Source organism: Stenotrophomonas nitritireducens (assembly GCF_050984405.1).
Classification (GTDB): domain Bacteria; phylum Pseudomonadota; class Gammaproteobacteria; order Xanthomonadales; family Xanthomonadaceae; genus Stenotrophomonas; species Stenotrophomonas nitritireducens_B.
The window spans coordinates 2,893,784-2,906,384 of the sequence record NZ_CP158790.1 but is presented as its reverse complement, the minus strand read 5'-3'; the positions used below and the strand labels follow the sequence as shown (position 1 = coordinate 2,906,384).

11 protein-coding genes, 1 tRNA gene and 2 pseudogenes are annotated in these 12,601 nt (G+C 69.1%); 10 read left to right on the top strand and 4 right to left on the bottom strand.

What is annotated here, in order from left to right; translation table 11 throughout:
• Window positions 1–45: 45 nt before the first annotated feature.
• On the bottom strand, window positions 46–705 hold the full coding sequence (locus ABTV91_RS12925) for a glycine cleavage system protein R (RefSeq protein WP_425477797.1): 660 nt from the start codon (window positions 703–705) through the stop codon (window positions 46–48).
• A 63-nt stretch (window positions 706–768) separates the two neighbouring features.
• Between ABTV91_RS12925 and dapA the strand changes: the two genes are divergently transcribed.
• Together dapA and ABTV91_RS12915 are read left to right on the top strand one after the other, a co-directional pair.
• A complete protein-coding gene (gene dapA, locus ABTV91_RS12920) occupies window positions 769–1,662 on the top strand; it encodes a 4-hydroxy-tetrahydrodipicolinate synthase (protein WP_433851800.1) in 894 nt (297 codons plus the stop codon).
• 31 nt (window positions 1,663–1,693) lie between these two features.
• Window positions 1,694–2,195 (top strand): annotated as a pseudogene (locus tag ABTV91_RS12915) (hypothetical protein).
• A 120-nt stretch (window positions 2,196–2,315) separates the two neighbouring features.
• Here the strand turns inward: ABTV91_RS12915 and fdxA are convergent.
• Window positions 2,316–2,639, bottom strand: coding sequence for a ferredoxin FdxA (fdxA, locus tag ABTV91_RS12910; RefSeq protein ID WP_153190166.1), 324 nt, complete (start codon window positions 2,637–2,639; stop codon window positions 2,316–2,318).
• Window positions 2,640–3,091: 452 nt separating this feature from the next.
• A tRNA-Glu gene (locus ABTV91_RS12905) sits at window positions 3,092–3,166 on the bottom strand.
• A gap of 41 nt (window positions 3,167–3,207) precedes the next feature.
• Here ABTV91_RS12905 and pcnB point away from each other — a divergent pair.
• The 7 genes and pseudogenes from pcnB (at window position 3,208) to ABTV91_RS12870 (ending at window position 10,182) form a co-directional block, all read left to right on the top strand.
• Window positions 3,208–4,581, top strand: coding sequence for a polynucleotide adenylyltransferase PcnB (pcnB, locus tag ABTV91_RS12900; protein WP_433851799.1), 1,374 nt, complete (start codon window positions 3,208–3,210; stop codon window positions 4,579–4,581).
• 5 nt (window positions 4,582–4,586) lie between these two features.
• Window positions 4,587–5,079: pseudogene (gene folK / locus ABTV91_RS12895) on the top strand (2-amino-4-hydroxy-6-hydroxymethyldihydropteridine diphosphokinase).
• Window positions 5,080–5,110: 31 nt separating this feature from the next.
• Window positions 5,111–5,926 (top strand): 3-methyl-2-oxobutanoate hydroxymethyltransferase, encoded by an 816-nt coding sequence (gene panB, locus ABTV91_RS12890; protein ID WP_433851798.1) that lies wholly within the window; start codon window positions 5,111–5,113, stop codon window positions 5,924–5,926.
• Window positions 5,923–6,765: a pantoate--beta-alanine ligase gene (panC, locus tag ABTV91_RS12885; RefSeq protein ID WP_433851797.1), complete on the top strand. Its 843-nt coding sequence runs from the start codon at window positions 5,923–5,925 to the stop codon at window positions 6,763–6,765. The genes panB and panC overlap by 4 nt, the downstream gene beginning before the upstream one ends.
• Window positions 6,766–6,942: 177 nt before the next feature.
• Window positions 6,943–7,323 carry an aspartate 1-decarboxylase gene (gene panD, locus ABTV91_RS12880; RefSeq protein ID WP_433851796.1) on the top strand — a complete coding sequence of 127 codons (381 nt, stop codon included), beginning with the start codon at window positions 6,943–6,945 and terminating at the stop codon, window positions 7,321–7,323.
• Window positions 7,320–8,828 carry a glucose-6-phosphate isomerase gene (pgi, locus tag ABTV91_RS12875; protein WP_433851795.1) on the top strand — a complete coding sequence of 503 codons (1,509 nt, stop codon included), beginning with the start codon at window positions 7,320–7,322 and terminating at the stop codon, window positions 8,826–8,828. The genes panD and pgi overlap by 4 nt, the downstream gene beginning before the upstream one ends.
• Before the next feature lie 436 nt (window positions 8,829–9,264).
• The gene (locus ABTV91_RS12870; RefSeq protein ID WP_433851794.1) at window positions 9,265–10,182 is read left to right on the top strand and encodes an IS110 family transposase; all 918 of its coding nucleotides are present in this window, start codon (window positions 9,265–9,267) and stop codon (window positions 10,180–10,182) included.
• Between the two features lie 12 nt (window positions 10,183–10,194).
• Here ABTV91_RS12870 and ABTV91_RS12865 read toward each other — a convergent pair whose 3' ends face one another.
• Window positions 10,195–11,256 carry an AraC family transcriptional regulator gene (locus tag ABTV91_RS12865; RefSeq protein ID WP_433851793.1) on the bottom strand — a complete coding sequence of 354 codons (1,062 nt, stop codon included), beginning with the start codon at window positions 11,254–11,256 and terminating at the stop codon, window positions 10,195–10,197.
• 121 nt (window positions 11,257–11,377) lie between these two features.
• On the opposite strand from ABTV91_RS12865, the gene ABTV91_RS12860 reads away from it, so the two are divergent.
• A complete protein-coding gene (locus ABTV91_RS12860; protein WP_433851792.1) occupies window positions 11,378–12,595 on the top strand; it encodes a parallel beta-helix domain-containing protein in 1,218 nt (405 codons plus the stop codon).
• The last annotated feature ends 6 nt before the right edge of the window (window positions 12,596–12,601 follow it).

Sequence of the window (12,601 nt, the reverse complement as noted above, 5' to 3'; positions counted from 1 at the left end):
GCAATTACATGAAACGCCGCGCGGCCGTGACGGACGCGCGAAGGGTCAGAACTTCATCGGGTCCATGATCGCGTCCAGGTTGAGGTGGTCGCAGAACTCGAGGAAATCGTCGCGCAGGGCGGCGATGTGCATGTTGGCCGGCACGCCGATGGTGATCTGCGCCGAGAACATCTCCGCGCCGGTCTGCATGGCCTGGTAGCGGGTGCTCTGCAGGTTCTCGATGGTGATGCCCTGGCGGTCGAAGAAGTCGGCCAGCTGGAACAGGATGCCGGGCTTGTCCGCGGCGATCACCTCGACGATGTAGGGCAGCAGGTTGGACTGCGCCTGCTTGGCGGCGGTGCGGTACCACACCAGCTTCAGGCCTTCCTCGCGCTCCAGCCGGGTCAGCATCGCCTCGAGCTTGGCCACCGAATCCCACGAGCCGGTGGCCAGGGTGGTGACCGAGACGTCGCGGCCCACCGTGGACAGCCGCGCATCGACCAGGTTGCAGCCGCTGTCGGCGATGCGGCGGGTGACGGACAGCAGGGGGGACTCCGGATGCGTCGTGTAGGCGTTGATCAGGAGGTGGTTTTCGGTCGGCTGCGGCCGCGGGGTGCTGTTGGTCAAGGTGGTTCCGGGGTGCTCTGTGAGTCTGAACGGCGCCGGCGCGGGCACGTTCGCTGGCACCCAGCATACTTGCCCGTGCTTTCGACCGGCAAGTAACATGCCCCCGGTCACGAACCCGCCTCCAGGCGGGATTCCCAGCCCCCACGAAGAACGGCGTTTCCCTTGTCCATTTCCGGCCTCATCACCGCCCTGGCGACGCCTTTCCTTGCCGACGGCGCGCTCGATACCGAGGGCTGGCAGCGCCTGCTGGCGCTGCAGGCGGCCGGTGGCGCGCAGGGCGTGGTGGTGGCCGGTTCCACCGGCGAGGCGGCGACGCTGTCCGGGGCCGAATACGATTCCCTGCTGCGCATGGCCGTGGAAGCCCTCGGCGGCCGCATGCCGGTGCTGGCCGGAACCGGCCAGTCCGGCACCGCGCGGACCATCGAGGCGACCCGCCGCGCCGCGCGCAACGGCGCCACCCATGCGCTGGTCGTCACCCCGCCGTACGTGCGCCCGACCCAGGAAGGGCTGCGCCAGCACTTCCTGGCCGTGGCCGAGCAGGGCGGGCTGCCGGTGGTGCTGTACAACGTGCCCGGCCGCACCGGCTGCGACCTGCTGCCGGAGACCGTGGCCGGACTGGCCTCGCATCCGAACATCGTCGGCATCAAGGAAGCGGTCAGCGACATGGCGCGCATGAAGGCGCTGCTGGAGCTGCGCGGCGATGGTTTCGCCGTCCTCAGTGGCGACGATGGCAGCGCCGCGCGCTCGATGCTGGCCGGCGCCGACGGCCTGGTATCGGTCGGTTCCAACGTCCTGCCCGGCGCCTTCCGTACCATGTGCGACCTGGCCCGCGCCGGCAACCATGCCGCCGCCGAGGCCTGGGACGCGCGCTTGCAGCCCTACCACGATTTCTTCACTCTCGAATCCAATCCGATCCCGGTCAAGGCGCTGCTGCAGCGCCTGGGCATCGGCCATGGACTACGCCTGCCGCTGTTGCCGCTTTCCGCCTCGCACCACGCCGCCGCCGACCACCTGGCGGCCGACGTGGGCGCGCTGGAAGAACTATCCAGCCACTGAACCTGCAGTGGCCAGAACCTGGAGATCCACCATGCGTCATTCCCGTTCCGCCGTACGCGCACTTTCGCTGGCCCTGCTTGCCGTCGCCACCACCGTCACCGCGACCGGCTGCCACCGCGGCGCGCGCGGCGACTACGCGCTGGCGCCGGAAATGCGCCCGCTCGAAGTGCCGCCGGACCTGAACCTGCCCAACACCGCCGGCGCGTCGCAGGTGCCGGGCGCTGGCCTCGGCCGCGCGCCCGGCTCCGGCCGCCCAGCCCGCGCAGGGCGGTTTCACCCTGCCGGGCAGCCGCGACGAGGTGTTCGGCAAGGTCGGCGACGCGCTCGCCACGGTCGAGGGCCTGACCATCGCCAGCCGCGCCCAGCTGCTGGGTTCGTACGACGTGGCCTACGAAGGCAGCAACTTCCTGGTGCGCGTGGTCGGCGTCGAAGCCGGCGCCTATGTGTCGGCGGTCGATCCGCGCGGCCTGCCGGCCACCGACCCGGCGGCGATCAAGCTGCTCCAGGCGCTGAAGGCCAAGCTGGCGCAGTAAGCGCCGGCGCTGGTCCATGGCGGCGGCGATGCCGCCATGCGCACGCTTCTCGCCGGCGACGACACGCCGGAAACGAAAAGGGCGCCTTCGGCGCCCTTTTTCCTTCCTCGTGCTGGACGATCAGCGTTCCAGCAGCTTGAGCTTGTCCGGCTTGCCGTCCCATTCGGCGGCGTCGGCCGGCGGATCCTTGCGCACCGTCAGCACCGGCCAGGCCTTGGCCAGTTCGGCGTTCAGGGCGACGAAGCCTTCCTGCCCGGCGGGCACGTCGTCCTCGGGATAGATGGCGTTGACCGGGCACTCCGGTTCGCACAGCGTGCAGTCGATGCACTCGTCCGGGTCGATCACCAGGAAGTTGGGGCCTTCATGGAAGCAGTCCACGGGGCAGACTTCGACGCAATCGGTGTGTTTGCACTTGATGCAGTTTTCGGTGACGACAAAAGGCATGACGGGGTCCGGCGTTGAACCCCGTAATTCTAGAGCAGGATGCGGCCGGAGGGCGGGACCATTTTCATCCGCGGCGGCTGCGCGCAGGCGGGCATGCGCTGGCGGGGCGGTTGCGCGCCGTGCCGGTGCAGGCGCTGGAGAGTGGTACAGCAGCGGAAAAACGGTCCGCGGCCTTGCTTCCGCGTGGGCGCGGGCGACGCGGCGTGATGCGTCGGCTGCGACGCGATGTCGCAGGAGGCGTCCTCACTGGATGGCGCGGCGTGGGCACCCGTCGCGTAGCGGGGCAATGCGCAGAGCGATGTCCCGCGGGCGGTCGCCGGAGAGCGGGCAACAAAAAAACCGCCTGGAGCGGTTTTTGACATCGCTTGTCGATGGCCCGAAGGGTTTCCGCCAGGGATGGCGGGAACAAAAAACCCCGCGCAGGCGGGGCTTTTTGATGTCGCGGACGGAGTTGGCGCTCCCTAGGGGACTCGAACCCCTGTTTTAGCCTTGAGAGGGCCACGTCCTAACCACTAGACGAAGGGAGCGTTTGGTCGCGTCCGGCGAGCGCGCTAGTATATGCACCTGTTTGCCGCCAGGCAACCCTGCAACCCCAACCGGAATCGCCACCATCAATTCCACAGTTACAACGCCGTTCACCCTGCGCGTCATCCCGCGCGACCAGCACACCATTTCGCGCAAGGACATCAGTCCCAACGCGCTGCGTGTGCTCTACCGCCTGCGCGAGGCCGGGTTCGGCGCCTATCTGGTCGGCGGCGCCGTCCGCGACCTGCTGGTGGGGGGGCGGCCCAAGGATTTCGACGTGGCCACCGACGCCACGCCGGAGCAGGTCAAGCAGTTGTTCCGCAACTGCCGGCTGATCGGCCGCCGCTTCCGCCTGGCGCACGTGGTGTTCGGCCGCGAGATCATCGAGGTCGCCACCTTCCGCGCCAACAGCGACGACGGCAGCGGCGACCGCGAGGTCGAGAACGGCATGCTGGTGCGCGACAACGTCTACGGCAGCATCGAGGACGACGCGGTACGCCGCGACTTCACCTGCAATGCCCTGTATTACGCCATCGAGGACTTCTCGGTGCGCGACTACGTCGGCGGGTTCGAGGACGTGCTGGCGCGGCGCATGAAGCTGATCGGCGATCCCGAGCAGCGCTACCGCGAGGACCCGGTGCGCATGCTGCGCGCGGTGCGCCTGGCGGCCAAGCTCGGTTTCGGGATCGAGGCGGCCACCGCCGCGCCGATCCCGCGCCTGGCCGGCCTGCTGGACGAAGCCGCGCCGGCGCGGCTGTTCGAGGAAGTGCTCAAGCTGTTCCTGTCCGGGCATGGCGTGGCCAGCTTCGAGGGGCTGGAGCACCACGGGCTGCTGCCGGCGCTGTTCCCGGAGAGCGCGGCCGCGCTGAAGAGCAACCGCAGCGGCGCGTTGCGCCGTTTCGTGATCGAGGGCCTGCGCAGCACCGACGAGCGCGTGGCCAACGACGAGCCGGTATCGCCGGCCTTCCTGTTCGCCCTGCTGCTGTGGCCGGCGTTCTGCCGCACCCTGATTTCCCTGCAGCGGCAAGGGCTGGCACCGGAAGAGGCGCAGCGCCGCGCGGCCGACCGCGTCACCCTGCACCAGCTCACCACCATCGCGCTGCCGCGCCGGTTCTCGCTGCCGATGCAGGAAATCTGGCTGCTGCAGTCGCGTTTTTCCTCGCGCCAGCGCAAGCGCGTGTTCCGCACGCTCACCCATCCGCGCTTCCGCGCCGCGTTCGACTTCCTGGTGTTGCGCCAGGCCGCGTCCAGCGAGCATGCGGCCGACATCGAGTTCTGGCGCGAGGCGCAGCAGCAGTCCGGGCGCGAACTGGATTCGGCGCTGGATTCGCTGCACGTCGACGACGCCCTGGAAGAGGGCGCGCCCAAGCGGCGGCGCCGTCGCCGCCGTCGCAGCAGCGCGGTCGCCGGCGAGTAAGCCGCATGGTCATGGCCTGCGTCGGGCTGGGCGCCAACCTCGGCGACGCGCCGGCGACCGTGCGTGCGCGCGGCGATCCAGGCGCTGGCGGCGCTGCCGGACTGCCGCCTGCTGGCCGCCTCGCGGCTGTACCGCACCCCGGCCTGGGGCAACGAGGACCAGCCGGATTTCATCAATGCCGCGGTGGCGCTGGAGACCATGCTGCCGGCGCCGGCGCTGCTGGAGCGGCTGCTGGCCACCGAGCAGGCCTTCGGCCGCGTGCGCCTGCCGGGCGAACGCTGGGGGCCGCGCACGCTCGACCTGGACCTGCTGCTGTACGGCGAACAGGTGATCGACCTGCCGCACTTGAAGGTGCCGCACCCGCACCTGCACGAGCGCGCCTTCGCCCTGCTGCCGCTGGCCGAGGTGGCGCCGGAGGCGGCCATTCCCGGCCATGGAACGGTGCGTGGCGCGCTGGCCGGCATCAAAACCTGCGGTATCGCGCCGATAGGGGGATAATGCGCGGCTCATCACCGATCGTTATCCCCACATGAGCACCCACGCAGACAGCAAGCCCTGGACCGTCCCGGCGCTGGCCGAGGCCAAGCGCAATGGCCAGAAACTGGTGATGTTGACCGCCTACGACGCCGGTTTCGCGCGCGCCTTCGACGCCAACGGGGTCGACCTGATCCTGATCGGCGACTCGCTGGGCATGGTGGTGCAGGGGCATGATTCGACGCTGCCGGTCACCGTGGCCGACATCGCCTACCACACCACCGCCGTCGCGCGCGTGCTGCAGCGCGCCCTGCTGGTGGCCGACCTGCCGTTCGGCGCCGACGCCACGCCCGAGCGCGCGTTGGAGGCCTCGCTGCAGCTGCTGCGCGCCGGCGCGGAGATGGTCAAGATCGAGGGTGCCGGCTTCAAGCTGGACGTGATCCGCTACCTGGTCGAGCGCGAGATTCCGGTGTGTTCGCACCTGGGCCTGACCCCGCAGTCGGTGTTGACCTTGGGCGGCTTCAAGGTGCAGGGCCGGGGCGAGGCCGCCGAACGGCTGCGCGCCGATGCGCGCGCCGTGGCCGAGGCAGGCGCCGCGCTGCTGGTGCTCGAATGCGTGCCGTCGCCGCTGGCCGCGCAGGTCACCGCCGACGTGGCGATCCCCACCATCGGCATCGGCGCCGGCGCCGGCTGCGACGGCCAGGTGCTGGTGATGCACGATTTCCTCGGCCTGGACAGCGGCCACCGCCGGCCCAAGTTCGTCAAGGATTTCCTTGCCGAAGGCGGTTCGGTGGCCGGCGCGGTCCGCGCCTACGCCGACGCGGTGCGCGCCGGTACCTTCCCCGACGCGGAGCATGCGTACGCATCATGATCGAGACCGTCACCGAACTTTCCCGGCTGCGCGCCATCGTCGGCGGCTGGAAGCGCGAGGGCCTGCGGGTGGGCTTCGTGCCGACCATGGGCAACCTGCACGCCGGCCATTATTCGCTGGTGACGCTGGCGCGGCAGCACGCCGACCGCGTGGTCTCCAGCGTGTTCGTCAACCCGACCCAGTTCGGCCCGAACGAGGACTTCACCCGCTACCCGCGCACGCCCGAGGCCGACACCAGCGGCCTGGAGCAGGCCGGCTGCGACGTGCTGTGGCTGCCCACGGTCGAATCGATGTATCCGTTCGGCGTCGAGCTGGCCGCCAAGGTGCACGTGCCCGGCGTCAGCGCGCTGCTTGAAGGCGCGCACCGCCCCGGCCATTTCGACGGCGTGTGCACCGTGGTCTCGCGCCTGTTCAACCAGGTGCAGCCGGACATGGCCGCGTTCGGCCGCAAGGACTACCAGCAGCTGGCGGTGATCCGGCAGATGGTGGCCGACCTGGCGTTCCCGATCGAGATCGTCGGCGGCGACATCGTGCGTGAGGAAGACGGCCTGGCGATGAGCTCGCGCAACCAGTACCTGACCGCCGAAACCCGGCCGCGGGCCGCGGCGATCCGTCGCGTGCTGCTGGCCATGCGCGAGGCCAGCCTGGCCGGCACCGCGCGCGCGCAGGTCGAGGCCGACGGCGCGGCGCAGCTGCAGGCGGCCGGTTTCCAGGTCGACTACGCGGTGGTGCGCCTGCCGGACCTGGGCGAGCCCGGCGAGGGCGATGCCGGCGCGAGGGTGGCGCTGGTCGCGGCCCGGCTGGGCAATACCCGCCTGATCGACAACATCGAGTTCTGAGGCCCGCGCCGGGACCGCCCCTGTCCCGGCGGCCGCGGCCGACGGTCATGCAATGGCGCCCCCGTGGCGCCATTTTCACGCCCCGCGACCGGGCCGGACAGCTTATGTTGCAGTGCGGGCAAGGGCCCGCGCCGGTGCTAGACTGCATGCTTTCTTTCGCAGTATTCCGGCACCGCCATGCAACTTTCCCTGCTCAAGACCAAGATCCACCGCGCCACCGTCACCCACTCGGAGCTGAACTACGAAGGCTCCATCGCGATCGACGGCGACCTGCTGGAAGCCACCGGCATCCGCGAGTTCGAACAGGTGCACATCTGGGACGTGACCAACGGCGCGCGTTTCTCCACCTACGCCATCCGCGCCGAAGCCGGCAGCGGCGTGATCTCGCTCAACGGCGGCGCCGCGCGCCACGTGCAGGTGGGCGACGTGATCATCATCGCCGCCTTCGCCAGCATGAGCGAAGCCGAGGCCGACAGCTTCCAGCCCAGGCTGGTCTATGTCGACGGCAACAACCGCATCACCCACACCAACAACTCCATCCCCACACAGGCCGCATGACCACGCACAACGGATTGACCGCATTGCACGCCCACGCCCAGCGACTGCAGGGCACGGGTATTCCCTCGCTGTTGGCCGCCGAGCCGGACAGGGTGAAAACCCTGGCGTTCAAGGTCGGTCCGTTGTACGTGAACTTCGCGCGGCAGAGCTACGACCGCGCGGCCCTGCAGGCGCTGCTCGAACTGGCCGCCGCGCGCGACGTCGCCGGCGGCTTCGCGCGCCTGTTCGGCGGGGAGAAGATCAACATCACCGAGGACCGCGCGGTGCTGCACAGCGCCCTGCGCGGCGACGCCAGCCCGAAGGCGGCGGCCGAACACGCCGAGGCGAAGGCCGTGCAGCAGCGCATGGGCGATCTGGTGCAGGCGCTGGAAGCCAGCAGCGTCACCGACATCGTCAGCGTCGGCATCGGCGGTTCCGACCTCGGCCCGCGGCTGGTGGCCGACGCGCTGCGCCCGGCCAGCGGCGCGCGTTTCCGCGTGCACTTCGTCTCCAACGTCGATGGCGCGGCGATGCAGCGCACGCTGGCCACGCTCGATCCGGCCACCACCGCCGGCATCCTGATCTCCAAGACCTTCGGCACCCAGGAAACCCTGCTCAACGGCGCGATCCTGCGCGACTGGCTGGGCGGCAGCGAACGCCTTTACGCGGTCAGCGCCAATCCCGAACGCGCCGCCAGGGCCTTCGACATCGACGCCGCGCGCGTGCTGCCGATGTGGGACTGGGTCGGCGGCCGCTACTCGCTGTGGTCGGCGGTGGGTTTCCCGATCGCGCTGGCGATCGGTTTCGAGCGCTTCGGCCAGCTGCTGGCCGGCGCGGCGGAAATGGACGCGCACGCGGCCAGCGCGCCGCTGGAGCGCAACCTGCCGGTGCTGCACGCGCTGACCGACATCTGGAACCGCAACGCGCTCGGCCGCGCCACGCACGCGGTGATGACCTACGACCAGCGGCTGGCGCTGCTGCCGGCCTACCTGCAGCAGCTGGTGATGGAAAGCCTGGGCAAGCGGGTCAAGCTCGACGGCAGCCCGGTCGACGCCGACACCGTGCCGGTGTGGTGGGGCGGGGCGGGCACCGACGTGCAGCACAGCTTCTTCCAGGCGCTGCACCAGGGCACCAGCATCGTGCCGGCCGATTTCATCGGCTGCGTGCGCAACGACGACCCGTACACCATCAACCACCAGGCGCTGCTGGCCAACCTGCTGGCGCAGACCGAGGCGCTGGCCAACGGCCAGGACAGCGACGATCCGCACCGCCAGTACCCGGGCGGCCGCCCGAGCACGCTGATCCTGCTCGACGCGCTGACCCCGCATGCGCTGGGCGCGCTGATCGCCATGTACGAGCACGCGGTCTACGTGCAGTCGCTGGTGTGGGGCATCAACGCCTTCGACCAGTTCGGCGTGGAGCTGGGCAAGCAGCTGGCCAACCAGTTGCTGCCGGCACTGCAGGGCGAGGCGGTGGAGATCGCCGACCCGATGACGCGCGAGGCGCTGGCACAGCTGCGCGCCTGATCCACACGGCGCGACGCGCGCGAAACACGGAAAGGATGGGCGCCGCGCAGTGATGCGCGGCGTTTTTTTCCGCCATCCCTGGCGGGAACCTTTCGGATCGTCGGCGGGCGATGTCAGAAACCGCTCCCGGCGGTTTTTTTCCTGCAGCCGAATCCGGGGAACTGCCCTGTAGAGCGGGGCTTGCCCCGCTGGGATTGCCGTGGACGGCGCAGCGGGGCAAGCCCCGCTCTTATCTGTTCGTGATCAGGCAATTTAGGTGTCGAGAGCCGACGTGGGCCACCGTCCCGCTCTGGATCCGCAGCGATCGTTCCGTAGCAAGGTGCCCACGCCGGAATCTCCCTGATCCGCCCGAACAGTTGCTCGAGTAGGCGCTCGTAGTGATAAGACTGGGCAAGCGGGGGAGCTCTCGACCCTTCCAGCCTAACGGAGTTCTGCCATGAACGGGATCGGGATCGATGTGAGCAAGGCCACGCTGGATGTGGCGGTCCACCAAGGCGGCCACCGGTCCTTTGCCAACACTGCCACCGGCCACCGCAAGCTGATTCTCTGGCTGAAGACCCTGCCGGTTCGGCAGGTGGTGCTGGAGCCTACCGGAGGCTATGAACAGGATGTGCTCGATACCCTGCATGCGGCGGGACTGCCGGTAGTGCGGGCCAATGCCCGCCAGGTCCGGGACTTTGCCCGGGCCACGGGGCAACTGGCCAAGACCGACCGTCTGGATGCGGCAGTCTTGGCCCATATCGCCCAGGTCCTGGATCTGCCGGCGTACCAACCACCGGCCCCGTGGCAGCGGCGCCTGGCCGAGCATGTGCAAAGCCGACGGCAGGTGGTGCAGTTGCTGGTCCGGGCGGAACAACAGCTGCGGGCGGTGAAGGATCGAGCGCTGCGCCGGATGCTGCAGGGCAACCTCACTCAACTGCGCAAGAGCAAAGACTTCCTGGACCAGCAGATCGCCCAACAGGTCAGCGAGCAGCCGCAGCTGCACGCCCTGCAGACCCTCAAGGGGGTCGGACCGGTCTTGCTGGCAGTGCTGGCCAGCCAGCTTCCGGAACTGGGGAAGCTGGATGGCAAGGCGGTCGCCAAACTGGTCGGTGTGGCGCCGCTGGCGCACGACAGTGGCACGATGCGCGGTACCCGCCGCATCTGGGGCGGAAGGGCCGACATCCGTCAGGCCCTGTATATGTCGGCGCTGTCGGCCTTGCGGCACGAACCGCGCCTGCGCGACTTCTATCAGTGCCTGCGCGCTCGCGGCAAGGCCGCCAAGGTGGCCATCGTGGCCGTCATGCGAAAGATGCTGGTGATCCTCAATGCCCGGGCACGCGATGCGGGGGTACCCCGCCAAGCAGGAGCATGACGAACACAGTTGCTACAAGGCGCCTACGGGCACGCCGTCAGTCCCGGAACGCCGTGCCTCGCTCGGTGCCCGCCCGGTCCAGCGCTTGAACGCGCGGCGGAATTCGCGGGCATCGTTGAACCCGAGCTGGCCGCCGATGGCGACGATGCTCAGCTTCGGATCGCGCAGCAGTTCCATCGCGTGGTTGGTGCGCACGCGGTCGTGGACCGCGCTGAACGAGGTGCCTTCCTCGGCGAGCTGGCGCCGCAGGGTGCGTTCGCTCAGGTGCAGTTCGGCGGCCATTTCGGCCATCTGCGGGTTGTCGCGCAGGCGCATGCGCAAGTGGCTTTCCAGCGCCGCGGTGGTTTCGCCGCACGCCGGCAGCGCGTCCAGCTGCATGCGGCACAGGGTCAGCACCTGGTTGGAGGTCACCGGGTTGTAGCTGGCGAACGGCAGTTCCAGCCAGCAGCGTTCGATCACCATCGCGTGCCGCGGCTGGTCGAAACGCACGTCGCAGCCGAACACGTCGCGGTAGCGCTGCGCGTAGCGCGGCGCCGGGTAGCCCAGTTCCACGCGCAGCGGGCGGAATCCGGGGCCGACCAGTTCGTGGATCAGCTTCAGCACGCTGGAGAACAGTTCCTCGCACAGGAACGGCAGCAGGTCGCAGGCCTCGTCCGGTGCGGTGGCGACCGCAGCCAGGCAGTCGGTGTCGCGTTCGGTCAGCGACATGTCCATCAGCGCGCCGCTGTTGCGCTGGTAGGCCAGGCCGATGCGCACCGCCTCGCCGAAATCCGGCGCGGTCTTCATCGCCAGCCCGAGCAGCCCGAAATTGCCCAGGTTCTGGCGGCTGCCCAGCTCCAGCCCCAGGCCCTCCACGGACAGCGCGAGCAGGGCGCGGCGGATCACCGTGCTGGCCTGCCGGTAGGACATGCGGGTGTCGGGCTGGCTGATTTCCGCGGGCTGCAGGCGGGTCCCGGCGAACCAGTCGTCGCAGTCCACGCCTTTCTCGGCGGCGAACTGCATCAGGCCGCACAGGATGTTGGTGGGCCGGTCGGCGACGGACAGGCGATCACCGACGGCGGTGTTGAAACGCATCCGAAATCCTTCCGATTGTCCGTTTTGCCCCCCTTTGTATGCCGCTTCGGCCCTTCGCGCAACGCGTCCGTACGCACCAGACTGCGGCGCAGACTTGGCGAGCACGTACGGGAGAGAATTCATGCAATGCAGCATTTTTGTCGGCACGATCGGCGCTCTTGCGCTCCTGCTCTCCGGCTGCCAGAAGGCGCCCGACGCGCCGGCGCCCGCGCCCGGTGATGCCGGCTTCGCCAAGGTGCTGCAGCAGAAGCTGCTGGACGCCAAGCCCGGCGACGTGATCGAGGTGCCGGAAGGCACCTTCCAGTTCGACCGCAGCCTCAGCCTGCGCGTGGACAACGTGACCCTGCGCGGCAAGGGCATGGACAAGTCCGTGCTCAGCTTCAAGGGGCAGAAGGCCGGCGCCGAGGGCCTGCTGGTGAACGCCGATGGCTTCACCCTGGAGAACCTGGCGATCGAGGACAGCAAGGGCGACGGCTTCAAGATCAGCCAGTGCGAGAACGTCACCGTGCGCGGCGTGCGCGTGGAATGGACCGGCGGGCCGAAGACCAGCAACGGCGGCTACGGCCTGTACCCGGTGCTGTGCAGGAACGTGCTGATCGAGGATTCGGTGGCGATCGGCGCCTCGGACTCGGGCATCTACGTCGGCCAGTCGCGCGACGTGATCGTGCGCAACAACCGCGCCGAGCGCAACGTGGCCGGCATCGAGATCGAGAACACGATCAACGCCGACGTTTACGACAACGTGGCCACCGGCAACACCGGCGGCATCCTGGTGTTCAACATGCCGGCGCTGACCCAGCAGGGCGACGCGATCCGCGTGTTCAAGAACAAGGTGGTGGAGAACAACCACGACAACTTCGGCGCCAAGGGCACGCCGGTGGCCAGCGTGCCGGCCGGCAGCGGCGTGGTGATCAACTCCAACGACAACATCGAGATCTTCGACAACGACATCGCCGGCAACCGGACCGCCAACATCATCGTCTCCAGCGTGTATTCCACCGGTTACAAGGACGACAAGGCCTCCGGCGAGTTCGACCCGTACCCGGAGCGCATCCACGTGCACGGCAACCGCCTGTCCGGCGGCGGCGATTCGCCCGATCGGATGGACTTCAAGGCGCTGAAGGTGGCGATGTACGGCCTGACCGGCAGTTTCCCGGACGTGCTGTTCGACGGCTACGTCAACCCGCAGCGCGCCGAAGGCCCGCAGATCTGCCTGCGCGACGTGTCCGGCGTGCTCAATGCCGACGGTCCCGGCGGCTACAAGAACCCGAGCAAGGACGCTAGGCCCTACGACTGCACGCTGCCGTCGCTGCCGGCGGTCGACCTCAAGCGCGGTTGAGGGAAT